The sequence below is a fragment of the Paenibacillus sp. FSL P2-0173 genome, from assembly GCF_038008045.1.
Taxonomy (GTDB): Bacteria; Bacillota; Bacilli; order Paenibacillales; family Paenibacillaceae; genus Paenibacillus; species Paenibacillus polymyxa_B.
Window position 1 is genome coordinate 1,819,390 of the sequence record NZ_JBBOYK010000001.1, and the last position, 26,346, is coordinate 1,845,735.

The 26,346-nt window shown below is 47.3% G+C and carries 19 protein-coding genes, 11 tRNA genes and 3 rRNA genes; 2 read left to right on the forward strand and 31 right to left on the reverse strand.

The features are described 5' to 3' along the window. Nucleotides 1-13 precede the first annotated feature (13 nt). From MKX30_RS07955 to MKX30_RS07970, 4 genes are all read right to left on the reverse strand, one after another. Nucleotides 14-970: a cation diffusion facilitator family transporter gene (locus MKX30_RS07955; protein WP_028542426.1), complete on the reverse strand. Its 957-nt coding sequence runs from the start codon at nt 968-970 to the stop codon at nt 14-16. 199 nt (nt 971-1,169) lie between these two features. Continuing rightward, nucleotides 1,170-2,087, reverse strand: coding sequence for a protein translocase subunit SecF (secF, locus tag MKX30_RS07960; RefSeq protein ID WP_023989929.1), 918 nt, complete (start codon nt 2,085-2,087; stop codon nt 1,170-1,172). Then, nucleotides 2,077-3,333: a protein translocase subunit SecD gene (gene secD / locus MKX30_RS07965; RefSeq protein WP_023989930.1), complete on the reverse strand. Its 1,257-nt coding sequence runs from the start codon at nt 3,331-3,333 to the stop codon at nt 2,077-2,079. Before secD ends, secF begins: the two co-directional genes overlap by 11 nt. Nucleotides 3,334-3,423: 90 nt before the next feature. Next, nucleotides 3,424-3,681, reverse strand: a complete 258-nt coding sequence (locus MKX30_RS07970) for a post-transcriptional regulator (protein WP_013311570.1) — start codon at nt 3,679-3,681, stop codon at nt 3,424-3,426. A 307-nt stretch (nt 3,682-3,988) separates the two neighbouring features. Here MKX30_RS07970 and spoVB point away from each other — a divergent pair, with 307 nt between their 5' ends. After that, nucleotides 3,989-5,563 carry a stage V sporulation protein B gene (gene spoVB, locus MKX30_RS07975; protein ID WP_023989931.1) on the forward strand — a complete coding sequence of 525 codons (1,575 nt, stop codon included), beginning with the start codon at nt 3,989-3,991 and terminating at the stop codon, nt 5,561-5,563. 5 nt (nt 5,564-5,568) lie between these two features. Here the strand turns inward: spoVB and MKX30_RS07980 are convergent, their stop codons facing one another. After that, the gene (locus MKX30_RS07980) at nt 5,569-6,345 is read right to left on the reverse strand and encodes a DUF421 domain-containing protein (protein WP_025720234.1); all 777 of its coding nucleotides are present in this window, start codon (nt 6,343-6,345) and stop codon (nt 5,569-5,571) included. A gap of 206 nt (nt 6,346-6,551) precedes the next feature. On the opposite strand from MKX30_RS07980, the gene MKX30_RS07985 reads away from it, so the two are divergent. Further along, the gene (locus MKX30_RS07985; RefSeq protein ID WP_023989933.1) at nt 6,552-6,941 is read left to right on the forward strand and encodes a TIGR04086 family membrane protein; all 390 of its coding nucleotides are present in this window, start codon (nt 6,552-6,554) and stop codon (nt 6,939-6,941) included. Between the two features lie 88 nt (nt 6,942-7,029). Here the strand turns inward: MKX30_RS07985 and yajC are convergent, their stop codons facing one another. From yajC to thrB, 26 genes are all read right to left on the reverse strand, one after another. Further along, complete coding sequence (gene yajC, locus MKX30_RS07990; RefSeq protein WP_023989934.1) at nt 7,030-7,365, reverse strand: preprotein translocase subunit YajC; 336 nt, start codon at nt 7,363-7,365, stop codon at nt 7,030-7,032. A 34-nt stretch (nt 7,366-7,399) separates the two neighbouring features. Beyond that, on the reverse strand, nt 7,400-8,539 hold the full coding sequence (gene tgt / locus MKX30_RS07995) for a tRNA guanosine(34) transglycosylase Tgt (RefSeq protein WP_013311575.1): 1,140 nt from the start codon (nt 8,537-8,539) through the stop codon (nt 7,400-7,402). 20 nt (nt 8,540-8,559) lie between these two features. Beyond that, complete coding sequence (queA, locus tag MKX30_RS08000; protein WP_028542424.1) at nt 8,560-9,588, reverse strand: tRNA preQ1(34) S-adenosylmethionine ribosyltransferase-isomerase QueA; 1,029 nt, start codon at nt 9,586-9,588, stop codon at nt 8,560-8,562. Between the two features lie 7 nt (nt 9,589-9,595). After that, nucleotides 9,596-11,689 (reverse strand): SpoIID/LytB domain-containing protein, encoded by a 2,094-nt coding sequence (locus MKX30_RS08005; protein WP_023989936.1) that lies wholly within the window; start codon nt 11,687-11,689, stop codon nt 9,596-9,598. A 228-nt stretch (nt 11,690-11,917) separates the two neighbouring features. Continuing rightward, a complete protein-coding gene (ruvB, locus tag MKX30_RS08010) occupies nt 11,918-12,925 on the reverse strand; it encodes a Holliday junction branch migration DNA helicase RuvB (RefSeq protein ID WP_013372650.1) in 1,008 nt (335 codons plus the stop codon). A 50-nt stretch (nt 12,926-12,975) separates the two neighbouring features. Then, entirely contained in the window at nt 12,976-13,590 is a 615-nt protein-coding gene (gene ruvA, locus MKX30_RS08015) for a Holliday junction branch migration protein RuvA (RefSeq protein WP_023989938.1), read from the reverse strand. Then, complete coding sequence (gene ruvC / locus MKX30_RS08020) at nt 13,587-14,090, reverse strand: crossover junction endodeoxyribonuclease RuvC (protein ID WP_013311580.1); 504 nt, start codon at nt 14,088-14,090, stop codon at nt 13,587-13,589. Before ruvC ends, ruvA begins: the two co-directional genes overlap by 4 nt. Before the next feature lie 230 nt (nt 14,091-14,320). Then, nucleotides 14,321-15,025, reverse strand: coding sequence for a BofC C-terminal domain-containing protein (locus tag MKX30_RS08025; RefSeq protein ID WP_341062706.1), 705 nt, complete (start codon nt 15,023-15,025; stop codon nt 14,321-14,323). A gap of 114 nt (nt 15,026-15,139) precedes the next feature. After that, nucleotides 15,140-15,213: transfer RNA gene (locus MKX30_RS08030), tRNA-Pro, on the reverse strand. Between the two features lie 7 nt (nt 15,214-15,220). Beyond that, nucleotides 15,221-15,300: transfer RNA gene (locus MKX30_RS08035), tRNA-Leu, on the reverse strand. A 12-nt stretch (nt 15,301-15,312) separates the two neighbouring features. Then, nucleotides 15,313-15,389 (reverse strand) — tRNA-Arg (locus MKX30_RS08040). 5 nt (nt 15,390-15,394) lie between these two features. Further along, nucleotides 15,395-15,469 (reverse strand) — tRNA-Gly (locus MKX30_RS08045). A 35-nt stretch (nt 15,470-15,504) separates the two neighbouring features. Continuing rightward, nucleotides 15,505-15,580, reverse strand: a tRNA-Lys gene (locus MKX30_RS08050). Nucleotides 15,581-15,608: 28 nt separating this feature from the next. After that, nucleotides 15,609-15,685, reverse strand: a tRNA-Asp gene (locus MKX30_RS08055). 26 nt (nt 15,686-15,711) lie between these two features. After that, nucleotides 15,712-15,788 (reverse strand) — tRNA-Met (locus MKX30_RS08060). A 29-nt stretch (nt 15,789-15,817) separates the two neighbouring features. After that, nucleotides 15,818-15,893, reverse strand: a tRNA-Val gene (locus MKX30_RS08065). Nucleotides 15,894-15,903: 10 nt separating this feature from the next. Continuing rightward, nucleotides 15,904-15,975: transfer RNA gene (locus MKX30_RS08070), tRNA-Glu, on the reverse strand. Nucleotides 15,976-15,992: 17 nt separating this feature from the next. After that, a tRNA-Ser gene (locus MKX30_RS08075) sits at nt 15,993-16,084 on the reverse strand. A gap of 3 nt (nt 16,085-16,087) precedes the next feature. After that, nucleotides 16,088-16,163: transfer RNA gene (locus MKX30_RS08080), tRNA-Asn, on the reverse strand. A gap of 19 nt (nt 16,164-16,182) precedes the next feature. Continuing rightward, nucleotides 16,183-16,299, reverse strand: a 5S ribosomal RNA gene (gene rrf / locus MKX30_RS08085). Between the two features lie 150 nt (nt 16,300-16,449). Next, nucleotides 16,450-19,375, reverse strand: a 23S ribosomal RNA gene (locus MKX30_RS08090). Between the two features lie 404 nt (nt 19,376-19,779). Then, nucleotides 19,780-21,335: ribosomal RNA gene (locus MKX30_RS08095) — 16S ribosomal RNA — on the reverse strand. Together the 16S, 23S and 5S rRNA genes with 11 tRNA genes alongside form the textbook arrangement of a ribosomal RNA operon. A 490-nt stretch (nt 21,336-21,825) precedes the next feature. Further along, nucleotides 21,826-23,400 carry a LysM peptidoglycan-binding domain-containing protein gene (locus MKX30_RS08100; RefSeq protein ID WP_341062707.1) on the reverse strand — a complete coding sequence of 525 codons (1,575 nt, stop codon included), beginning with the start codon at nt 23,398-23,400 and terminating at the stop codon, nt 21,826-21,828. A gap of 159 nt (nt 23,401-23,559) precedes the next feature. Then, nucleotides 23,560-24,444 (reverse strand): branched-chain-amino-acid transaminase, encoded by an 885-nt coding sequence (ilvE, locus tag MKX30_RS08105; RefSeq protein ID WP_338532755.1) that lies wholly within the window; start codon nt 24,442-24,444, stop codon nt 23,560-23,562. 17 nt (nt 24,445-24,461) lie between these two features. Next, complete coding sequence (pheA, locus tag MKX30_RS08110) at nt 24,462-25,361, reverse strand: prephenate dehydratase (RefSeq protein ID WP_023989942.1); 900 nt, start codon at nt 25,359-25,361, stop codon at nt 24,462-24,464. Beyond that, on the reverse strand, nt 25,358-26,326 hold the full coding sequence (thrB, locus tag MKX30_RS08115) for a homoserine kinase (protein ID WP_053325963.1): 969 nt from the start codon (nt 26,324-26,326) through the stop codon (nt 25,358-25,360). The genes pheA and thrB overlap by 4 nt, the downstream gene beginning before the upstream one ends. Nucleotides 26,327-26,346 lie beyond the last annotated feature (20 nt).

A 26,346-nucleotide genomic window follows, 5' to 3' on the forward strand; every position in this document is an offset into this window, starting at 1 on the left:
TAGTCGTCCTGCCCTATTGAAGCAAAGACGACACATCATTATCTGGCAGTTCATGATTGGATTTGTAAGGATACCCGGCTTGATAAGAAATGAACTGCATTTGTACATGGGTCACCTGTGGAAAACGGGCTAACAGTAAATTTTTTGCTCGATCGGCAATTTCCTGCGCTTCCTGTACCGTAATCCGCGGGTTCACACTTATCGTTACATCCACTGTTATGAAATGGCCTGTTTCCTGGGCATGTAAGTGTTCAACCGTTACAATACCATACACCCGTTGAATCGTCTCCATAAAGCGTCGGGAGTCTTCCTCCTGCAAGGGCTGTGCAGGAACCTGGTAAGCGGTATTCATTACCATCAAATATCCTTTACGCAGCACCAGACAGGCTACCAGCAAAGCTGCGGTTGGATCAAGATATAATAATGCAGGCCATTCCATTGCTTCGCCAGTCATTGCACCGATCATGCCGATCAATGCAATCAACGATGCATACAGCGAGTAACGTTCATGGTTAGCGTACCGATCTGCTTCCGCTTTATGACCATGTTTAATCGAGTAGCGATATTGAAACTGAAATAGCGCCTCTCTCAACACCAACGCAATAAATACGGTAATTAATGCATACAGACCGGGAGCCTCCGGTTCCGAACTGCTTAATGAACGAACCGCCGAGATAGCTAGCTGAAGACCGCTCATCAGCACTAAAATAGCCAGCACCACAGATATGACCGTCCGAACCTTTTCACCGTTCCGCAACCGTGCCAGCATTCCGTGCCCTGTAGCACCCTTGGAAAACAGAAGCTCCTGCAAACGGGAAGCACTATCCGCAGCCGTGTGCAGTGCATCCCCCAACAACGCCTTGCTGTTTGCAGCATAACCGACGGTTCCCTTTAGAACAGCCAGCGCGAGATTACCTACAATCCCGCTCAACGCCGCAGTTTCCAATGATCGGCTGCGTTCGCTATTCACAACGTTTCCCCCTCAATCCTGAACTAACCCTTTCCCAATAAAGCTCATTCTAAAATAACCGAATTTCTCAAAACCAAAAACCATTCACATTTAAGTGCCACTACTGTGCCTTACTCAAGGTAAATCTCAAAACCTTAGAAAACCGCGCCCAAGCAGACGCGGCTTTCTCTTTAATTTATACTACTGGTATTTGCGTAACTTAAGACTTTGCAGTTTTGACCGCGCCCCCGCCAGCTGTCGGGGATTTTTGTTTTCCTTTCAATGCCACCCACAGCGGGCTGGCAATGAAAATGGAGGAATAAGCACCAAACAACAAACCAATGACCATTGCAAGTGAGAACATACGGATCGATTCGCCGCCAAATATGAACAAACATACGGAGGCAATAAACACCGTAAACACGGTTGCAAGTGAACGAGTCATTGTCTGCGCAATACTGTGATCAACTACCTGCTCTAAGTCGTCTCTGGACTTCTTCTTCGCAAATCGTAGATTTTCCCGAATACGGTCAAAAATAACGACGGTGTCATTAATGGAGAAACCAACAATCGTTAGAATTGCCGTAATAAAGGTCAAATCCACCTCAAGCCGGAAAATCGAGAAAATACTGATAACGAGGAAGGCATCATGCAACAACGAAACGATGGCTGCAATGGCAAACCGCCATTCAAACCGGATCGAAATATAGACCGCGATGGCTACACATGCTAGCAAAATCGCCCATATTGCATTCCGCTCCAGTTCTTGTGCCATTTCCGTATCTACTGTATTGACCTCAAAGGAAGCCTTTGGATCAAGCTCTTTATTAAAGGAAGTCTTAAAGTCATTCACTTGCTGATCCGTCAAAACCTGTGAGAAGCGAATGCCGAAACGCTCTTTCCCCGGTGTATAATCCACCTCTTTACCGATCTTCTGCTTGTCCAGCAAAGTTTGAATCTGTTCCTGCGTAACGACTTTAGTCAAATTGACATCCACATTGGAACCGGAACGAAAGTCTACCCCGTAATTCAAGCCGAATATCGACAAGCTCAGAATACCAAGCAGTGTGATAATAATCGAGAACGTGTAAAACCACTTGCTCATCTTGATATATTTATAGTCCCAATTAAAGCGCACTAATATCACTCTCCTTCACACCAAAATACTTGGGCTTCTTCACAGCATCCGCTTTAACCAGCAGATTGAGCAAGAAGCGGGAGAAGAAGATATTCGTCAAGATACTGGTGACAATATCAACGATAAGCACCAGAGCGAAACCTCTAACGGAGCCTGTTCCGAGACCAAACATAACCGCTGCCGCTATAATTGTCGTAATATTGGCATCCATAACGGTACGGAACGAAGCCTTACTACCTGCGATAACGGAAGAACGAATCGTTTTGCCCGTCTTGATTTCTTCTTTAATCCGTTCATACGTAATAATATTGGCATCGACTGCCATCCCGATCCCGAGCACGAAGGCGGCGATACCTGGGAGCGTGAGCACGAATCCACCCAAGTAGAAGATCGCAAGCACCAGCCAAGTATGAACGATGAGACAAAAACTGGCCACTAATCCTGGTATACGGAACATCGCAATCATAAATACCAGAATAATGATTGAGCCGATCAACCCAGCACGAATCGTCTGATCCAGTGACAATTGACCCAGCGTAGCACCTACACTCTGAGAATATTTTTCCGTCAGTTTGAGCGGAAGGGCACCCAGATTAATCGTATCCGCCAGTTTATTCGCTTCATCACGAGTGTAGCTACCTGTGATTGACGCGCTACCGTCCGTTAATTCCCCACGTACTGTAGGTGCAGACAGCAATTCCTGATCCAGGAAAATAGCTAATTCTTTATTCAGAAGTCGCTTTGTGATTTCTGCAAATTTAGCTTTGTCCTTCACTTTGATACTAATCTCAGGTTGATTCAGCTGGTCATAGCCTACAACAGCGCCATTCTCCACAAAATCATTACCGCGGAGCTCAATTTTGCTGTATTGGCCTGGCTTTTTAGCATCTGCTGCCGTTGCACTGCGGAACGTTAATTCTGCAGGCTTTTTCAGCATGGAGCGGACTTCTGCCTCATTAGTGACACCAGCAAGCCGCACGCGAATTCGGTTGCTTCCCTCTGTTGTTACTTCCGGCTCAGTCGTACCGAGCGCATTAATCCGTCTCTCCAGACTTTGAGCTGTTTGTATAAGAGACTGTCTGGTTACACTCTGCCCGGCTTCCAAAGGCTGGGCTTCATATAAAATCTCAAAGCCTCCCTTTAAATCGAGGCCTAATTTTAAACTGTTCAGTAGGCCCGGGCTTGTCCCGATCATAACACCAGTAGTTATGAGCACGACCACGATGAAACTTAGAATTCTCTTCATTCCGTCCCATGTTCCCCTTTCATTCTCAATATTCCTATTATAGCTACCCCTCAAAAAGCAGTCAATTTGAACGCAAAAAAAGACCCCCTTCTATTCGAAAGTGGAGCCCCGTAATGCGGACATAGTCAAATAGTTCATAAAGCTCGTCGCTTTAAGGGAAAGTATATCGTTAACGAGCTTGTGCAGCGGAGGGATACCCTCCTTTTCATATTTATGGCTGACGCAATTCCACACGTCCTTACTTGTGACATGCTCATAACCTACGAGAATCAACTCGTCCGCCTTACTTTGACAGAGCATCTCAATTGCGTCATCCCAATCCTGCTCATCCAGCTCTTCCATACCCACGATGGCCGTTCCTCCTCCCAGCGACTACCGGTTCCGCAGATCAGCAATTAGCGGGGTTATTGACTGCTTTGTAGAACATTTCTGTCCTGATCCTGGAAAACCCTTCTTTTCGTTGAAAATAGCCTTAAATCAACAATATATGCATTCATTTCGCTCGTCAATAGCAGAATTCACCACTCTCCCTCTTGTTGTCTAAATCACTTTGTTTCTGAACGGAAAAGCTTGTCATGAAGATGGACAGGTCCAGCATATCTTCTAAAGTAATGTATAGACGCAGAATTACATTTTGGGGAAGAGGGAGTTGCGATTGAAAAAGCAGACATTCATCCATGGAGCAATTATTTTATTGGCAGCAGGAATTATCAACCGGATACTAGGTTTTATTCCCCGAATCGCACTCCCGCGTATCATCGGCCCCGAAGGAGTTGGCTTGTACCAACAGGGGTATCCCTTTTTTATCGTTCTGGTGACGCTTATTACAGGGGGAATCCCTCTTGCGGTAGCCAAGCTAGTAGCCGAAGCCGAAACGGCGGGACAGCCCGAAATGTCGCGGCGTATTTTGCACACCAGCCTGCGCTTCACCATTACACTCAGTCTGATCGCCATGGTGCTCTGTCTTGTGTTCGCGCCTTGGATCACAAGCCATCTCCTGACCGACAGCCGCGTGTATTATACATTCGTGAGCATGAGCCCAATGATAGTCATTGTAGCTGTTTCCTCAGCTTATAGGGGCTATTTTCAGGGAAAGCAAAATATGATTCCTTCTGCCACCTCCTCCATTGCGGAGACCGTTATGCGCATTTTTTGTGTCATTTGGTTTGCTTACTTGTTACTTCCTCATGGGGTAGCCTACGCTGCTGCAGGTGCCATGCTCGGTGCTCTGGCGGGCGAATTCATTGGCATGATTGTGCTGCTATGGCAATACGTGTGTAACCATCGAAAAGATCGCATCCTTCAGCCGAAGTCGCCTATCCCCTCCTCTGAGGTTCAACCCGAGCAATCATCCGTTTTGTCACGTCTTATGTCTATATCCGTTCCCGTTACTGCTGGAAGGCTTGTTGGTTCCTTATCCTATTTGCTCGAATCTATCTTGTGCATGCGTAGCCTCGCCGTAGCAGGCATTGCAACTGGCGTGGCAACCGCACAATATGGAGCCATGCAGGGCATGGTCATTCCTGTATTATTACTACCTGGGGTTCTTACCAGTTCGCTAGCAGTTTCACTCGTTCCTTCGTTATCCGAAGCAGCAGCCAAGGGGCATATTACAGCCATTCACAAACGTCTACATCAATCGCTTCGGCTCGCTTTGGTTGCAGGAGCCCCCTTTGCCGTAATCATGTATGTTTTGGCAGAACCTCTGTGTCTGCTACTCTATAATAATGGCGATATTGCAGGCATGCTTAAGCTCATGGCACCTTTTGCTCTTTTTATGTACATTCAGGCCCCGCTTCAGGCAGCACTTCAGGCATTAGACCGTCCTGGAAGTGCCTTATTAAATACCTTTATCGGAGCCGTTATCAAAATTGCGCTAATCGTCTGGCTTGCTTCCCAACCTCAGTACGGTATCTACGGAGCTGTCATCGCCATTTGTATTAACAGTGCCATTGTTACACTCCTTCATGGCTTCAGTGTCAGCAGACTGCTTCGCTTCCGCGTACGTTTGCTCGATTTCTGGAAGACCGGGATAGGTATGATCATCATGGCAGCAGCAGTATTATATACCTACAGACATCTAACGATGTTCAACCAAATGTGGCTTCAGTTTATTTTTGCCGCAGGTTTGGGAATTATACTGTACCTTTTCCTAATGACCTTGATCAAAATGATTGATTGGGACAACCTTACACGCATTCCAATCCTGAGAAGATGGTTTAAAGCATAGGAAATCTAATCCGAAGATTTTCCATAGGCCGGTGGTGTAATATACACATCACCTCTATGGTTAACCGAGCATAAAAAAACATCCTTAAAATCTTTGTGTCCCTTTGCTTGAATCTGATTTTTAAGCCAAAAACGGTTCATATCCATCCGTTCCAAATTTCGATCCAGCACCTTGCCATCCATGATTAATGGAATAGGCAGTCCCTCATATCTAAACTTTCCACCGATTTGTGGAGAAGGATGGACCTTATTCACCTGTTGCTCTTTGTTTATCAAATCTGTTCCGTTTAATTCTTGCTTCATTTTTCCGTGTTCCACTCCATCGTTATCATCCTTACCTATAACCGTTAGCTTACCTGTCGTTTCCAAAATAACATATTCGACTTCGTCCAGACTTTCTATATTTTGTTCACGAAGTTGTAACAGCAAGTCATCTAAATTGTAACGTTGTTTCACCATTTCGTCCTTGTTTAATTGTCCATTGGAGTACAATACACTGGGCCTACCATCAAATAGTAAGCGCAGTCGCCGACTTTTCAGACTAAAAAATGAAATCCCGATTTGCAAAATTAACAGCACTCCTAAAGGAATCAGCCCTTCATAAAGTGGACGTTTTATATCCTCCAGGCTGAATACAGCAATTTCTGCAATCATAATCGATATGACGAGATCGAAAACAGACAATTTGCCGATCTCCCTTTTACCCATCAAGCGCATCACCAGATATACAATAAAATACATGAGCAGCGTCCGAAAAATATGAGCAAAAATATCGTGACTCAATATGTTCGCCTCCTCCCCTGTACTTGCAATAAGACATTAGTCGTTCATTGTACACGTATTCTGACCGTTCCTCACTTGGCTCATACAAAAAACCAAAGGCTAAATTATTGAAATAAAGAGAAAGACTGCTTGCGACTTGGTACTAAGCCGAGAGGCTTGGCCATAGAATGATAATAGTTCAAACCTTGGTACAGGAGGAATTATCAATGGAGCTCATTCGCCGCTGGTGTTCGTTTCGTCTGGCCCATCCCATTTTATCCGGCTTATTTTATGCTTTTGCATGGATGCTGCTTGGCGCATTGATTCTTTCACTACTCTTGTGGCTGACACAGATGCAGGAACAGGACTTATCATTGTATACGTACATCGTCCACGCATTCGCCATGCTATCTGGCGGCTTCGTCGCCGGTAAAAGATCCACAAACAAAGGCTGGTATCAAGGCGGTATTACAGGCATCCTGTATGGACTAATCGTTCTTCTGGTCGGTTTTCTGGCATTGGATGCGGGCATGAACGGCAAGGACCTGTTACACTTAGCTTTCGCGTTTGTCATAGGTGCAGGTGGTGGGATGTTTGGCATTAATCTCAGCAAGTAATCAAAATGTTTGTATCCATGTAATAAAACAACACAAAAAAACCGAGCCTCCTCAAAGGCTCGGTTTTTGCATAACGGTCAGAAGCATTTTACGATTTGGAAACAACTTCCTCAGATGCCGTGTCTTTTGCAATCGCATTACTAATTGCACTGCGGTCAAAGGTCAGCTTCGTGACATCATTCACACGCAAAACTACTACATCATCCGTAATCTCCACAATTGTACCGTGAAGACCTCCGATCGTAATTACTTTATCTCCCTTTTTCAAAGCTTGAAGCATCGTTTGACGCTGCTTTTGTTTTTTCTGATTCGGGCGAATCAGCAAGAAATAGAAGATTACAAACATCAGAGCCAGTGGCCAGATCATTTGAAAAAGTCCGCCAGTTCCACCGGGTGCAGTAGCAGCTGTAGCAAAATGAAACATGTTAAATCCCCCTTTCGTATACTCTCCCTAAAACTTAAAAGCCTTTGTCATTATCATGAAGACCGTACTGCTCAAAAAATTCATCTCGGAAATCAAGCAGCCTGTCATCCATAATCGCTTGTCTGACATTACGCATCAATTGTATTAAGAAATGCAAGTTATGATACGTTGTCAGTCGGAGCCCGAAGGTTTCATCCGCTTTAATCAAATGCCGCAAGTAAGCACGTGAATAATTGCGACAGGTATAACAATCACAAGCGGGATCGAGCGGGCCAAAATCACTTGCATATTGGGCATTGCGAACGACAAGACGACCTTGGCTGGTCATCGTTGTCCCGTTGCGAGCAATTCGCGTTGGAAGTACACAATCAAACATATCCACACCACGGATAGCGCCTTCAATCAAGGCATCTGGAGAACCTACACCCATCAAATATCTTGGCTTGTTGGTGGGAAGCAGAGGCAGCGTGTAATCTAGCACTTCATACATCAAATGCTTCGGTTCACCTACGCTCAGTCCACCAATAGCATACCCCGGGAAATCCATGGAAGTCAAATCCGCAGCGCTTTGCTTACGCAGATCTTCATGCATGCCTCCTTGAACAATGGCAAACAGCCCTTGATCATGAGGACGCGCGTGTGCCTCCAAACAACGCTCAGCCCAACGGCTGGTACGTTCCAGTGACTTTTTCACATACTCATATTCAGCCGGAAATGGCGGGCATTCATCGAAGGCCATCATAATATCTGAGCCAAGCGAGTTTTGTATTTCCATCGCCACTTCAGGCGAAAGAAACTTCTTATCTCCATTTAAATGAGAGCGAAAATGAACACCCTCCTCTGAAATCTTGCGCATTTCACTTAAGGAAAACACCTGGAATCCACCGCTGTCCGTTAAAATAGGGCGATCCCAATTCATAAACTTGTGCAGTCCACCTGCTTCACGAATAATATCGTGGCCAGGACGAAGAAACAAATGGTACGTGTTACTCAAAATAATTTGAGCATCCATCGCTTTCAGTTCCTCAGGACTCATCGTTTTAACAGTAGCTTGAGTTCCCACAGGCATAAAGGTTGGTGTCTCAATAACTCCATGAGGTGTGTGTACACGCCCAAGACGGGCTCCCGATTGCTTGCAGGTTTTAATATGTTCGTATCTTATTGCTGGTGCCATATTTTCTCTACCATCCTTAATTAATAAATGAACATTGCGTCCCCGAAGCTGAAAAACCGATATTGTCGGTCAATCGCCTCCTGGTAAGCATGCATAATATTCTCCCTGCCCGCCAGTGCGCTGACCAGCATAACCAAGGTGGATTTAGGCAAATGAAAATTCGTAATCATCGCATCCACCACACGGAATTCATAGCCTGGATAAATAAAAATCTGTGTCCAGCCACTACTGGCCTCTAATACTCCATCTAGGAATTTATTGCCCACCGTTTCCAGCGTTCGGCAACTGGTCGTCCCCACCGCCACGACTCTTCCGCCGCGCGCCTTGGTTTCATTGAGTACATCCGCTGTTTCCTGTGACAATGAATAGTATTCTTCATGCATCACATGTTCTTCAATCGTATCCACAGACATCGGTCTGAACGTCCCTAAGCCAACATGAAGTGTGATAAAGGCAACGGTAACGCCCTTCTTTTTAATCTGGTCCAGCAATTCTTCTGTAAAGTGCAGCCCTGCCGTTGGAGCCGCAGCAGAACCTTCATGCCGAGCATAAACTGTCTGATAACGCTCGCGGTCATCCAGTTGTTCCTTGATATACGGCGGAAGCGGCATCTGCCCCAGACGGTCCAAGATCTCCTGGAAAATACCGTCATATGAAAATGAAAGTACCCTTCCGCCCATATCTCCTTCTTCCTCAATTACTGCTTTCAGCTCATCACCGAAAACGATAACAGCACCCTTTTTCAGCTTTTTACCGGGTTTCACCAGTGCTTCCCATCGATCCCCTTGCAGTTGCTTAAGCAGCAAAACCTCAGCCTTAGCTCCCGTGTCTTCCTTGATGCCAAACAAGCGTGCAGGAATCACTCTCGTATCGTTTAACACCAGCGTATCCCCTGGTTGAAGATACTGCACAATATCCGAAAACGTATGATGACCCACTTCACCATTATTTTTGTTTAACGTCAGTAATCTGGAAGCACTCCGATCAAGCAAAGGTGTCTGTGCAATTAATGTTTCAGGCAGTTCAAAATCGTAGTCGTTTACATTCATATATTGGTCAGTCCTTAACTATATCCACATTTTTGTAATAGTGTTGCAAAATTTTCTTGTAATCATACCCCTGCTCGGCCAAACCGTTGGCACCCCATTGGGATAAGCCCAAACCATGACCATTTCCTTTACCTGTAAAAATAAAGCTTTGTGTTTTGTCAATGACCCGTGCATGACGATCTTCATTCATGACGATCACCCCGTTACCACTTGAAGTACTACTGCCAGATGCGGATAGGATTTGAGTGCCTTGTGTACCACTTACATGAGAAGTAGCCCCATCAGCGCCTAATACAGTATAACTTCCGGTACTCGCAATATCAAACAGTGTGCTTGGGAGTCCGCCCATCGCTGAGCGAAACATATCCGGATATTTCACTTTCAAAGGGGATCCGTCCGCTTCAACCTCCAACACTCGCCCTGATGGACCACGTTTGGTGACATCAAGGTGATTAATAGAGGAAGGCACTGTGCCCGTGACTTTCCCTTGCAGGGATTTAGCAAGCTGAGCTGACGTAAAGGGCCCCCGCACCCATGCATAGTCTCCGGACTGAGGCACCTTTTCTAATACAATTATCTCTTCGCCCGGCTGCGCCTTGGCTATTGGTGTAACTGTCGATTGGATTTGGGGAATAGGACGCACATTTGTATTTTCCGCAGTGACGGTGATTTTGTCTAACCCCGCTTCTGTGACACCCTCCAGTTCCTTAGCATTATCCTCACGAATATAACCTGTCTTGCCACTGGAGAGAAGTACATGATACCATTCCTGTGCTCCTTTTTGTGCCGAAGTATCCCCCGAGCTGTCTACGCTGGCAAAGGCTTCGCCACCACTGTTCCACACTTCGGAAGCATCTGCTGTCACACCGCCCGCATTAGATGAAAATACAGCTTCGACCACTTTGCCGCCACTTTTAATGACTTCACCAGCTGTTGCATCTACAGCCTCATTGACATTGGCATGTTCCGAGCTCTTACCGTTGTAAGCCTGGCTTAACGTACCATCTACTACATTGCCGATCTGAAACCGATTGCCTTGGGCAAGCGCGTAGCTACGAGCCGCTACCGCTTGAGCCTTGAGCGCTTCATCTGGCCATGAGGAATAGACCTCTGCTCCTACCACGGAATACAAATACTGCTCCAAAGGAACTTCGTTCACAAGCGCCAGCTGGCCTGACGTCATGCCGATCTCCATCTCGCCGCGATATGTACGCTGGGATCTTTCGACCACTTGTATTCCATTATTACCGCCGTTAACAATTACCTTGCTATTATCAGAACCACTTAGAATGTAATGAGACATCACCTGCGAGCCAGTCGTGACTCCTGCTTCCTGTCTTATAATGAGGCCAGTTTGAGTAGCATTAACTTTAGACAGCGTGAGTCTTGGTTGCTTGCTCTCCAGCTCTGTTTTCAAAGCCGACAGCTTGCTGTCATTACTTTCTTCTCCAACCCATACAGCATACTGGCCTCTTGATTGAATCACAGTAAAAGCATCAAAGCCTGCCGCAGCAATTGTCGTTCGAACGAGATTAGCTTCCTGCTCGCTTCCGTAGCTTCCTGTGGACCAATGCTTGTTTCCCTTAACCTCGGGCTGCGCTCCGGTTGCGGAGGAAATCCGCTGTACAGCAGCCTGCGCAGACTGTTCACTAGCATATATTCCCGCGTACACTTGATACACAGAGCTACCATTTTTTGAACCGATAAAAACCGTAGGTTTATCATTAGTCTTTTGCAGGGCTTGGGCCGCTTTTATCGCCGCTGCTTCATTTCCTTCAAGTACCTTCACCCGATAGCTGTCTACACTAAAACGAACCGTACTGTCTGGCAGTCCCATCCAAGTTTGAAAACTGCCTCCACTGTTCTGTCCAACGCTCAGACCTCCTGATGATTTCAAGGTTACAGCGGGGACTGTCGCTTTATATTTGCTACCTAGATCCGCAAAAATCACTACACGAATATCCTCTTGGGCGGCAGCAGCATGAACGCCCGAAGACCAAGGTATGCACACTGTAGCTAATACCATAATCGCTGCTGCTCGTTTGGCCCGGCCCATCCATGCACCGAAAATACTTTTTCGGTTAAATGCTTCTCCACTCATTTCTGGCTCCCCCAATCTAGCTGTCTAGCACTTATATTGCGTAATTTATCGGGATCTCGACCCTTGTCTGTCCCTTTAAATACATCGGCGGAATAAACCAAAATATGAACCCGCTCGAATCTTACTTACACTCTCACTTCCCTTAATCATCCGTCAGCCGATATCGTATTCACCATACTTGCGTATAACCATGCAATGATTTTTTTAAAAGTGCATCATGTTTCCTAATCACCGTGGATCCGTTGGCATTGGGATTCCAAGGTGGGCATATGCCGCCGGAGTCACTGTTCGTCCCCGAGGTGTTCTTTGTAAAAGGCCAATTTGTAACAAATAGGGCTCGTACACATCCTCAATTGTCTGGCTCTCCTCCCCAATGGTTGCAGCAATTGTGTCCAATCCTACAGGCCCGCCCCGGAATGAATGAATCATGGCCTTAAGCATTTTATGATCAATTTCATCAAGTCCGAGTGGATCTATTTGAAGCCTCTTTAGCGCCTCTGCAGCTAACTCAGAATGAATAATACCGTCTCCGGCAACCTGGGCAAAATCACGCACCCTTTTTAACAGTCGGTTGGCAATACGCGGTGTCCCCCGTGAACGCAATGCGATTTCCTCTGCCGCATCCCCGACAATTTCAATCTCCATAATATCCGCGTTCCTGGACACGATGTAAGCCAGCTCGTCTGTCGTATAAAACTCTAATCGACTAATAACACCAAACCGATCACGCAATGGCGCAGAGAGCAGCCCAGCGCGCGTAGTGGCCCCTATAAGGGTAAAGGGTGGCAAATCCAGACGGACCGAGCGTGCACTCGGGCCTTTACCAATCATAATGTCCAGCGCAAAATCCTCCATTGCAGGATACATGACTTCTTCCACCGTACGATGAAGGCGATGAATCTCATCAATGAACAAAACATCACCCTCTTGAAGATTGGTCAGCAATGCTGCCAAATCTCCCGGTCTTTCAATTGCAGGACCTGAAGTCGTACGCAGATTAACCCCCAACTCATTGGCGATAATGTTAGCAAGAGTTGTTTTACCCAACCCCGGCGGTCCGTACAACAGTACATGGTCCAACGCTTCTTTACGCATTTTGGCCGCTTCAATATATACTTTCAGATTTTCCTTAACCTGATTTTGCCCGATATATTCATTTAGATAACGGGGGCGAAGGCTCAGCTCCGCCGTCTGGTCTTCCATCATCAAATTGGCGGAAATAATCCGGTCATCCATATTCCATCGCTCCTCTTTTCACCAGACATTTGTTAACGGACATCAGCGTCCTATCCGGCAAACAACAGTTGCAAAGCCCGCTTCATCAAAATATCAGCAGATTCATCAGGTTTCGCATCTTTCTTCATTCTGCTCCATACCTTATCCAACTCAGCATCAGTGTAACCCAGCGCCTTGAGCGCCTCACGGGCCTCGCCCCAATATGAACCTTCGCCTTCTTCTACGACAGGCTCAGCAAACAATCCGGTTGCCATCCCCAACGAGCCAATACCGTCGAGCTTATCTTTCAAATCCAGAATCATACGTTGTGCCGTCTTTTTACCGATCCCCGGTAACTTGGTGAGAAATGTGATATTCTCCTGATAAATCGCCGTTACCACATGAGCAGGCGTACCGCCTCCTAAAATACCAAGCGCAACACGCGGTCCAATACCAGATACATCAATCAGTTTACGGAACAGCTGCTGCTCCTCACGAGTCGCAAAACCGAACAGTAAAATAGCATCTTCCCTTACATGATGGTGAATGTAAATGACCACTGAACCTTCAGTTTTGGCGAACGCGTAAGGATTCGGACAAAATACCCGGTACCCTACACCCTGCACATCTAAAACGACATATTCATTTTCCAAATGGGCCACAGAACCACGCAAGAAATCTATCATTTTCGCAATACCTCATTTAATTTTGAATTTAGTCCATAAGAATGCGCATGACAAATAGCCACCGCCAAAGCATCCGCTACATCGTCCGGTTTGGGCACAACTTGAAGCTTTAGAAACATTCTAACCATTTCTTGTACCTGTTTCTTCTCAGCCTTACCATACCCTACAATAGCCTGCTTTACCTGCATCGGCGTGTATTCACCTATAGGCAAATTACGTTGTTTTGCAGCTAGTACCAGCACCCCACGTGCCTGACTTACAGACATAGCGGTTGTAACGTTGCGATTAAAAAAGAGCTTTTCCAGTGCTACCGCATCAGGCTTATATTTATCTATTAATTGCAACATGCCTTCATACACATGAAGCAGCCTTTCTTCTTCCGGTGTATGGGCCTCCGTCTGGATGCAGCCATACTGTACAGGAACCACCTTGCTGCCAATCTTGTCTACAAATCCGAAGCCCACAATGGCAATGCCCGGATCAATTCCTAAAAAACGCAAAAAAATCTCTCCCCTATCGCTCAAACATGGCGTAACTAAACAATAGCCAGACGTTATCCTTAATATAATCATGGCCAAATACCATATAAAGCGAACATATGTGTCGTTCTTTTCATTATAACAAAACTTTGTATCTAATAGAGGAAAAAATTTAAACGTGAGTAAAAACATAAAAAGAGACGCTTCAAGCCTCACCTCATGGGCAATGCCTAACGTCTCCGTAGTTGTAATCAATAGTGCTGCTTTAATACCCTTTGTGTTCGCTCCACGGCAAAGTCACTAAAAGTGGAGATTACACTGTTATACTCATTTATATCCTGTACACGGATCCCCTGCTGAAGTTGTTTATACACCCCTTCTGGCAAGGCCGTCTCCATGGAACCCACATCCAATTGAAAAAAAGTGCGGATAACTTTTTCTCTTTTAGGTAGCCCTTCATACAATGTAAGCTGGCCGTCAGTGCTCAAACCCATGTATCCACGCTCTTTGCATGACTCTGACAAGTCTTCCACCCTGCGCTCCAGCCACACCTCTCCTTTGGTATTAAGTCGCCCCTTCCAATCGGGATGTTGCTTCAGTAAGGTCTCTAGCTGCTGTGAACTTAGTGTTCCCAAGGAAAGTGTTTCCGTACCACACACGTAGGTGGTTAATAGACGGGTCTTCCTGCTTATACCGGAAGCACGAATACTTTGCAATAGTTGCGTCTGTGAGGAGTGATCTTCAGTTGGACTCAGATGTGAAGCCTCCTCCACGCTCTCCTCTGCCATGACGGTAGTAGCGAGTGGCTGTGACAACATAGCCTGCAAATAATTCGAAAACAGAATACCCAACCCTGCCAGCAAACAAGCCGCACCAAAAATGCTAAAAGCCCACACTGTTCTTCTCCACTGTTTCCAGCGCCGTTTCATCTGTTTTTTCCAACTTAATCGCTTCACAGTAATCCCTTCCGTCCCACTTTTTGTGTTAGTGTGACCTGACGATTACTGATTTATACAAAAAGATATGAATATAACAAAAAAGCCGCTGCTTCCAGCGACTTTCCTTTTGAATCGGGATGACACGATTTGAACATGCGACCCCCTGGTCCCAAACCAGGTGCTCTACCAAGCTGAGCTACATCCCGAAATAGATGCCGGTGAGAGGACTCGAACCTCCACGGTTTCCCTCACGATTTTGAGTCGCGCGCGTCTGCCAATTCCGCCACACCGGCTTATGAAGTTAATGGCGCGCCCTGAGAGATTCGAACTCCCGGCCTTTTGATTCGTAGTCAAACGCTCTATCCAGCTGAGCTAAGGGCGCAAATATGGAGCGGACGACGGGAATCGAACCCGCGACCCTCGCCTTGGCAAGGCGATGCTCTACCGCTGAGCCACGTCCGCAATATCATTATATCCATGACATATAAGTTCATGAATGGTGAGCCATGAAGGACTCGAACCTTCGACACCCTGATTAAAAGTCAGGTGCTCTACCAACTGAGCTAATGGCTCCCAACAGGGTAATATAACTTTGTAAAAATGGCGGAACTGACGGGATTCGAACCCGCGATCTCCTGCGTGACAGGCAGGCATGTTAGGCCTCTACACCACAGTTCCATAGCAGTTTACATTCAAAAGTTAATTGGTTGCGGGGGCAGGATTTGAACCTGCGACCTTCGGGTTATGAGCCCGACGAGCTACCGAACTGCTCCACCCCGCGATAATATTAGGGACTGCTATTTAAATAAATGGTGGAGGCTGAGGGGCTCGAACCCCCGACCCTCTGCTTGTAAGGCAGATGCTCTCCCAGCTGAGCTAAGCCTCCATACTACTTATGACCCGTAGGGGATTCGAACCCCTGTTACCTCCGTGAAAGGGAGGTGTCTTAACCCCTTGACCAACGGGCCATACAATAAAATAATTATGGCGGAGAGAGAGGGATTCGAACCCTCGAGACGCTTTTGGCGCCTACACGATTTCCAATCGTGCTCCTTCGGCCAACTCGGACACCTCTCCATATGGCTCCCCGAACAGGACTCGAACCTGTGACAACTCGATTAACAGTCGAGTGCTCTACCAACTGAGCTATCAGGGAATATTAATCATAAAGCTCTGCTTGGCGACGTCCTACTCTCCCAGGACCCTGCGGTCCAAGTACCATCGGCGCTGGAGGGCTTAACGGTCGTGTTCGGGATGGGTACGTGTGGAACCCCTCCGCTATCGCCACCAAACATGAATTTACATCGTAAATTCTATCGTACGGTTATTCGCTTCATCACATATCGTGTGAATGAATAGCCATGCGCTTGTCGTATGTCACTTGTACATACCTTCAAGGTTACACCCTGAAAACTGGATCCGAAACTCATTTGCGTTTTATTTAGGATAAGCCCTCGACCGATTAGTATTGGTCAGCTCCATGCATTACTGCACTTCCACCCCCAACCTATCTACCTCGTCGTCTTCAAGGGGTCTTACTAATTGGGAAATCTCATCTTGAGGGGGGCTTCACGCTTAGATGCTTTCAGCGCTTATCCCTTCCGTACATAGCTACCCAGCGGTGCTCCTGGCGGAACAACTGGTACACCAGCGGTACGTCCATCCCGGTCCTCTCGTACTAAGGACAGCTCCTCTCAAATTTCCTACGCCCACGACAGATAGGGACCGAACTGTCTCACGACGTTCTGAACCCAGCTCGCGTACCGCTTTAATGGGCGAACAGCCCAACCCTTGGGACCTACTTCAGCCCCAGGATGCGATGAGCCGACATCGAGGTGCCAAACCTCCCCGTCGATGTGGACTCTTGGGGGAGATAAGCCTGTTATCCCCAGGGTAGCTTTTATCCGTTGAGCGATGGCCCTTCCATGCGGTACCACCGGATCACTAAGCCCGACTTTCGTCCCTGCTCGACTTGTAGGTCTCGCAGTCAAGCTCCCTTCTGCCTTTGCACTCTTCGAATGATTTCCAACCATTCTGAGGGAACCTTGGGGCGCCTCCGTTACTCTTTAGGAGGCGACCGCCCCAGTCAAACTGCCCACCTGACACTGTCCTCGCACCGGATCACGGTACCAAGTTAGAACCTAGATACGATCAGGGTGGTATCCCAAGGATGCCTCCTCTCAAGCTGGCGCTCAAGATTCAACGGCTCCCACCTATCCTGTACAGATCGTACCCAAATTCAATATCAAGCTGCAGTAAAGCTCCATGGGGTCTTTCCGTCTTGTCGCGGGTAACCTGCATCTTCACAGGTATTAAAATTTCACCGGATCTCTCGTTGAGACAGCGCCCAAGTCGTTACGCCATTCGTGCGGGTCAGAATTTACCTGACAAGGAATTTCGCTACCTTAGGACCGTTATAGTTACGGCCGCCGTTTACTGGGGCTTCGGTTCATAGCTTCGCCCGAAGGCTTACCACTCCCCTTAACCTTCCAGCACCGGGCAGGCGTCAGCCCGTATACTTCGCCTTGCGGCTTCGCACAGACCTGTGTTTTTGCTAAACAGTCGCTTGGGCCTTTTCACTGCGGCCCCCTCGGGCTATTCACCCTACCGAGGCACCCCTTCTCCCGAAGTTACGGGGTCATTTTGCCGAGTTCCTTAACGAGAGTTCTTCCGCGCGCCTTAGAATTCTCTTCTCGCCTACCTGTGTCGGTTTGCGGTACGGGCACCTTCTCCTGGCTAGAGGCTTTTCTTGGCAGTCTGAGATCATGACCTTCGCTACTACAATTTTCGCTCCCCATCACAGCCCAGCCTTAACGATGTGCGGATTTGCCTACACACCAGCCTCACTGCTTAGACGGACATCCATCAGTCCGCGTCACTACCCTACTGCGTCACCCCATCGCTCATAACGGATTACGGTGGTACAGGAATTTCGACCTGTTGTCCTTCGACTACGCCTATCGGCCTCGCCTTAGGTCCCGACTTACCCTGAGCGGACGAACCTTCCTCAGGAACCCTTAGGCTTTCGGCGGATCTGATTCTCACAGATCTTTTCGTTACTCATACCGGCATTCTCACTTGAATGCAGTCCAGCGCTCCTTACGGTACACCTTCAACCCGCATTCAACGCTCCCCTACCCCTGATGCAAGCATCAAGCCATAGCTTCGGTGGTGTGTTTAGCCCCGTTACATTTTCGGCGCAGAGTCACTCGACCAGTGAGCTATTACGCACTCTTTCAATGGTGGCTGCTTCTAAGCCAACATCCTGGTTGTCTGTGCAACTCCACATCCTTTCCCACTTAACACACACTTGGGGACCTTAGCTGATGGTCTGGGCTGTTTCCCTTTCGACAATGGATCTTAGCACTCACTGTCTGACTCCCGGAACTAAATCTATGGCATTCGGAGTTTGACTGAGCTTGGTAACCCTTGCGGGCCCCGCACCCAATCAGTGCTCTACCTCCACGATTCTTTTTTCCGAGGCTAGCCCTAAAGCTATTTCGGGGAGAACCAGCTATCTCCGGGTTCGATTGGAATTTCTCCGCTACCCCCACCTCATCCCCGCATTTTTCAACATGCGTGGGTTCGGGCCTCCAGTGCGTGTTACCGCACCTTCACCCTGGACAGGGGTAGATCACCCGGTTTCGGGTCTACGTCCACGTACTCATTCGCCCTATTCAGACTCGCTTTCGCTGCGGCTTCAGCTCTTCACCTTAACCTTGCACGGGAACGTAACTCGCCGGTTCATTCTACAAAAGGCACGCCATCACCCATAGATCGGGCTCTGACTTCTTGTAAGCACACGGTTTCAGGATCTATTTCACTCCCCTTCCGGGGTGCTTTTCACCTTTCCCTCACGGTACTGCTTCACTATCGGTCGCCAGGGAGTATTTAGCCTTGGCAGATGGTCCTGCCGGATTCATACGGGGTTTCACGTGCCCCGCACTACTCGGGATCCGTCTCGGAGAGAACAAGTTTTGAACTACAGGGCTTTTACCTTCTCTGGCGGGCCTTTCCAGACCTCTTCATCTAACCGGTTCCTTTGTAACTCCATGTGAGACGTCCCACAACCCCAAGGAGCAAGCTCCTTGGTTTGGGCTAATCCGCGTTCGCTCGCCGCTACTGACGGAATCACTATTGTTTTCTCTTCCTCAGGGTACTTAGATGTTTCAGTTCCCCTGGTCTGCCTCTATTCTGCCTATGTATTCAGCAGAAAGTGACTGTCGATGAAGACAGCCGGGTTTCCCCATTCGGACATCCCCGGATCAAAGCTTGCTTACAGCTCCCCGAGGCTTTATCGTTGTTCGCCACGTCCTTCGTCGGCTCCTGGCGCCTAGGCATCCTCCGTGTGCTCTTTGTAGCTTAACCTAGACTTTTCTTTCAAAGAAAGAAAATGTCGATGTTCGATAAAGAATGATTTTTGCCAAAGGCAAAAGATCTTTCCTTACCTGCTACCTTTATTTCACTTGTTTACACAAGATCAGCTTAAAGGAATATTCTAAAACGCAATTTCGTTTCGGTATCCAGTTTTCAAGGTGCAATTCGCTTCTTCGAAGCGAAACCCGATGAATATTTCGGTTCCACACGGATGTGTGAATGAAACATTCGTCGAAGCTTGAGAGTTTGAGCTCTCAAAACTGAACAACGAGTGAGTAAGTTAAGGATATTCATTTCATTCACACGAACGTGATGAACCGAATTGAATATCCGGTCGCAGGTACATTGTACTTGCTTATTTGAATATTTCCGTTGCAGGAAACGATTCTCCATAGAAAGGAGGTGATCCAGCCGCACCTTCCGATACGGCTACCTTGTTACGACTTCACCCCAATCATCTACCCCACCTTCGGCGGCTGGCTCCCTTGCGGGTTACCCCACCGACTTCGGGTGTTGTAAACTCTCGTGGTGTGACGGGCGGTGTGTACAAGACCCGGGAACGTATTCACCGCGGCATGCTGATCCGCGATTACTAGCAATTCCGACTTCATGTAGGCGAGTTGCAGCCTACAATCCGAACTGAGACCGGCTTTTCTAGGATTGGCTCCACCTCGCGATTTCGCTTCCCGTTGTACCGGCCATTGTAGTACGTGTGTAGCCCAGGTCATAAGGGGCATGATGATTTGACGTCATCCCCACCTTCCTCCGGTTTGTCACCGGCAGTCTGCTTAGAGTGCCCAGCTTGACCTGCTGGCAACTAAGCATAAGGGTTGCGCTCGTTGCGGGACTTAACCCAACATCTCACGACACGAGCTGACGACAACCATGCACCACCTGTCTCCTCTGTCCCGAAGGAAAGATCTATCTCTAGACCGATCAGAGGGATGTCAAGACCTGGTAAGGTTCTTCGCGTTGCTTCGAATTAAACCACATACTCCACTGCTTGTGCGGGTCCCCGTCAATTCCTTTGAGTTTCAGTCTTGCGACCGTACTCCCCAGGCGGAATGCTTAATGTGTTAACTTCGGCACCAAGGGTATCGAAACCCCTAACACCTAGCATTCATCGTTTACGGCGTGGACTACCAGGGTATCTAATCCTGTTTGCTCCCCACGCTTTCGCGCCTCAGCGTCAGTTACAGCCCAGAGAGTCGCCTTCGCCACTGGTGTTCCTCCACATATCTACGCATTTCACCGCTACACGTGGAATTCCACTCTCCTCTTCTGCACTCAAGCTCCCCAGTTTCCAGTGCGACCCGAAGTTGAGCCTCGGGATTAAACACCAGACTTAAAGAGCCGCCTGCGCGCGCTTTACGCCCAATAATTCCGGACAACGCTTGCCCCCTACGTATTACCGCGGCTGCTGGCACGTAGTTAGCCGGGGCTTTCTTCTCAGGTACCGTCACTCTTGTAGCAGTTACTCTACAAGACGTTCTTCCCTGGCAACAGAGCTTTACGATCCGAAAACCTTCATCACTCACGCGGCGTTGCTCCGTCAGGCTTTCGCCCATTGCGGAAGATTCCCTACTGCTGCCTCCCGTAGGAGTCTGGGCCGTGTCTCAGTCCCAGTGTGGCCGATCACCCTCTCAGGTCGGCTACGCATCGTCGCCTTGGTAGGCCTTTACCCCACCAACTAGCTAATGCGCCGCAGGCCCATCCACAAGTGACAGATTGCTCCGTCTTTCCTCCTTCTCCCATGCAGGAAAAGGATGTATCGGGTATTAGCTACCGTTTCCGGTAGTTATCCCTGTCTTGTGGGCAGGTTGCCTACGTGTTACTCACCCGTCCGCCGCTAGGTTGATTAGAAGCAAGCTTCTAATCAACCCCGCTCGACTTGCATGTATTAGGCACGCCGCCAGCGTTCGTCCTGAGCCAGGATCAAACTCTCCATTAAAGACCAACCGAAGTTGGTTTATAGAAAGAGCGATAAGCTCATTTTGAAACTGACGAGATAAAATATCTCTTGTTTGATTTTGCGAACAAAATCATTTTACTCACTCGTTGTTCAGTTTTCAAAGATCAAACCTGCATAATGTCTCACTTTGTTTCACCACCGCATCTCAGCGGCGACTTAAATAATATATCATGTTTTCTACGTCTTTGCAACACTTTTTTTTCAAGAGAATTTTTTAATCAATTCTGCTTTGTTTTCGTGTTGCTAACTATCTTGTAAAAGACAGCTATAAGAATATACCACATAAATACGCTAAATAGCAACACCTTTTTTTGAATTCTTTTTTCATCTTTAAATCACTGCATTTAAATAAAGAGACCATTATTCCCACAAGCAGAATAACAGTCTCTTTAACATTCATTTCTTTCTCTTAATGAATAGTAAAACCGGGCACTACTAGGAGGTCCCTCTCTTTTTACATTTAGCCACGTCAGTCCTTAATCCATGGATTTTTACGCGAACGAGCATTATAGGATGAGGAACGGGGTTCTCCTCCACTTGAATTATGGGATTTTTGCTTCTTATTGCTAGCATTTTTACTGGAAACCTTGGCTTTGGACGTCTCTTCTTTGGATGTACCGCCAGAACCGTCTTTTGATTTACCTTTACGCACGCTACGTTCCTTTGGTTTAGAAGAAGAAACAACTTCATTTTGGGATGCAATAGTCAGATTGTTACCCATCTCCTGCGTTCCTGGAATTGCTGGTGCCGACTGGACGTTATCTTCCCGGCATCCACAGTCTGGCATAAACATATAGGGGGTTGTATATCCCTCTAATGGATACATAGGTGCATTCCCATGCGCAAACGGATGATAAGGGGAATTCGCAGATTGTTGTCCTTGTAGCTGGCTATAGTCGGACACGTTTCCACCCGCAGGCAAACCATATTGAGGTCCTCCCCATGCCTGGCTCCATTGACTGCCCTGGACTGTACTCTCTGGATACTGCTGCGGATGCCCTTGATGGATAAAGGGAGGATAGACAGGGTAGGATGCATTTTCAGACGCCTCATGACTCGGATAATATCCGGGGGCGCAGCAATCTGAATAGGCAGGATAAGGTGTTGGATAGGCATTTATGGGTGATGTCTGCACAGGCCCCCAGCACCATGGATGCTCACATTCATGATGATAGCCCTGATCAGAAACTACAGTAGGAGAGGCATATTCTGCTAAGGAGGTATTTATAGGCGCATTCCCCAAAGTTTGTGGAGACCCAATCCCCGGATACCACGAGTTCGGCATTGCATTTATTTGTGGGCTATAATCAAATGTCGGCTGTTGTATCGACCACTCGGAATTTACCATCGGCTCCGATTTTGTGCAGCCGCAAAATTTTTCAGCTACAGGTTGCTTCACAACAGTTGTAGGAAGCTGTGGCTTAGATGCAATCGGTTGGGTAACTATGGGCTGCATTTGAGGTGGAGCAGGATTTACGGGTGCCATAGGAACTTCAGGCAGTTTTAATTCAGGAAGCTTAGGAGGATTCACTGTTTCTTTTGGCTGTGTCATCTCTTCTTTAGGGCTAGGCATATTCTCCTGCTTAGGCTGCGTCAACTCCGCCTTGGGCTGGGTAATTTCTTGCTTGGTTGGGGATTCAGGTTTAGGCTGTGTCATCTCTTCTTTGACTGCGGTATTTTTTTTATTCTCAGTAAAATCAGACGCCTCTTCTTTGTAGTGTGGAATATTAACTGTTTCTCCAACCAGAAGTGCGTTCGGGTTTTTAAGCTGGGAATTGGCATCAATAATTAGCTTAAGCGGTACATTCCACGCCTTGGACAACTTCCACAATGAATCTCCTTGCTTAACCTTGTGTTGATATACCGTTGACGGCTGTGTTTCCATCGTAACAGGGTCTGTTGGAATTTTAATTTTCTCGCCGATGCTCAACTGATTAGGGTCTGCCAATTGGGGATTGGCGGCAATAACTTTCTCCAGCGTCACATTATACTTCTGTGCCAGCAAGTACAGAGTGTCACCTTTTTTGACGATGTGTATTTTCACAGGTCACAAACCTCCTAGACTTTCGTTCGGGCGGGATAAACGCCCGGCTTCTGTTATTACATCCTATGCACCTCCCGGGCGAATGACCCCATACAAACAAAAAAATCCTCTCAACCGAATACTCTCACGAGCATTCAGCTAAAAGGATTCGGTTTTATTTTAGTCCTGCCACACTTTGTAGCCATCCTTATCCACGATCTTCCGGAACTCAGCCAGGAGCTCCAAAGTCACTGGGCCAGCAACACCGGAGCCGATCGTACGACCATCCACTTCATAAGCTGCAATAACTTCTGCCGCAGTTCCTGTAAAAAACACCTCGTCCGCAACATATACATCATGCAGTGTAAAAGGTTGTTCCTTAAGGGGGTATCCAAGCTTAGTACACAAATCGATAATAGCATTACGAGTAATCCCTTCAAGCGCTCCCAAATAGCAAGGAGGTGTATATAACACTCCATTTTTGACAATGAAAATGTTGTCCGCAGAGCCTTCTGTCACATACCCTTGGGAATTGAGCATAATAGCCTCACCTACACCAGCATAGTTAGACTGGATCTTCACGAGGATATTGTTGAGATAGTTCAATGATTTAATCTTCGGATTCAAAGCATCTGGGATGTTGCGACGCTGAGAGACAGAAATTGTCTTCAGGCCAGTCAAGTAAGCTTCTTCCGGGTAAATGGCGAGCTGTTCCACGATAATGATGACACTCGCCTTCGCACAACGAAGAGGATCTAAACCTAGATTTCCTGCACCTCGGGATACAATCAGACGGATATATCCGTTACGCATTTCGTTAAGACGAATCGTTTCAGCCATTGCTTCCAACAACTCATCAGGAGACAACGGAATGTTTAACTGAATGGATTTCGCAGAATCATACAGACGCTCCAAGTGCTCCTTACATTTAAAAATATTCCCGTTATAGATACGAATGCCCTCAAATATACCGTCTCCGTACAAGAATCCATGATCATATACGGAAACCTTTGCGTTTTCCTTAGTCACATGCTGCCCATCCAGATAGATCCATTGTTCTGCCATTAAAACCACACCTCCGATTAATGTTCCTTTAAAATAGGTTCGATCGCTGCTTCAACATACTTGTAACTTGGATAAGAGCCAAGAATACGTACATGGCATCCCAAAGCCTCAATCTCTGCAAAGGCTGCCGGAAGCAGAACGGAATGCAGAGATTCCAAAACTTCAATGTAAAAATAATAATTCCCCAATTGCTTTTTGGTCGGACGCGATTCAATACGGGACAGATTTAACCTGCGCCATGCAAATGCGGATAAAACCTGATGCAGCGCTCCCGGGAAATCCTGCGGTGGCGTGACCAAAATACTGGTTCGCTGACCTTCAGGTGTACCCGGGAGACTTATAGGTTGATGGCCGATCAAGACAAAGCGGGTAAAGTTGTTATCGTGATCCGTTACTTTGCTGGCCAAAATATCCAATCCGTGTTTGGCAGCCGCGAGCTTGGTTCCGAGAGCGGTCCAGCCTTTACCGGGGTTATGTTTAACAATTTCGACGGCTTCTGCCGTACTTCCTGCACCCTCCAGCTCGGCCTGAGGAGCGGAAGCCTGTATGAATTCTTTACACTGGGGAAGCGCTACAGGATGAGACATAATTTTGACCACTTTGCTCAAATCCAGCTTGTCCAAATCCTTCGTAAACTCACTACGATGTCCAATAAGATTTTGAATTGAAGGATATACCCATTCCGCCTGCATTTGAATGTCTACTTCATGTACAAGCCAGTCCATATGCAGACTTACAGAGCCATCAATCGTATTTTCAATGGGAATTACACTATAGTCTGCCTGTCCCTTGTCTACTGCCTGAAATACGTCCGCAATATGCTTGTAAAACAGTAATTCATGGGGCGTATCTCCTAACAAATACTTAATCGCTTCATGAGAAACGGTCCCCTCAGGAAGAAGTGCAATTCGTTTCATATCATAAGTTCCCCTTTAATCATATCCATAAAAGGGAGTGTATTCCCTTCTGTATATACTTTAACTCCTTCACTCTCAGGGCGCAATTTTAAAACAGAAGCAGTGATCCCCTCTTTGTTCATGGTATCCGTTAAATACTGCTCCAGCTCCGCTTTCCGATTCACCCGTTGATCCGTCAATGCCAGCAGCGTCGGTCCAGCCCCACTGAGAGCCACACCCAAGGCACCATAATGGTGCGCATCCTGCAGGATCTCTGTCATACCCGGCACAAGCGCCGCACGGTAAGGCTGATGAAGCTGATCACGCATCGCTTCGGCAATTAAATCGGTTCTTCCCGACGCCAATGCTGCTACTAGCATGGAAGCATGACTTATATTATATACGGCATCCTTCAATGATACATGCGCGGGTAGAACCTCTCTGGCTTTCGACGTGGATAGCTGAAAATCTGGAATAACTACCATAACCTCCAGATTAGCATCCGGTTCAAGTCGTAAATGCCTAGCATTCTCGCCATCCCACATCGCTGTAATAATACCACCAAACAGGGAAGCTCCAACATTATCCGGATGTTTTTCAATGGCGCTTGCCATATCGAACAGTTTGGAATCCGGCAGAGGTGAGCCAATCAACGTATTGGCAGCGACCAAGGCGCCCACAATGGCAGAAGCACTACTGCCCAAACCACGAGTAAGTGGAATATCCGAGTACATCGAAATATCGAGCTCAGGAACAGATACACCTGCTTCCCGAAAAACCATTTGTGCTACCTTGAAAATCAGATTAGTTTTATCTTGGGGAACACCATTCATTTCATTTCCGTATAAATGAAAAGCCGTCTGTTCGGCCTCCTTCATTTCAATCCATGCATATAAGGACAATGCCATGCCCAATGTATCAAAGCCGGGACCCAAGTTGGCCGTACTCGCAGGCACACGCACTCTTGCTGTTTTTAAAACGGTCATACAGACAATTCCTCCTGCTT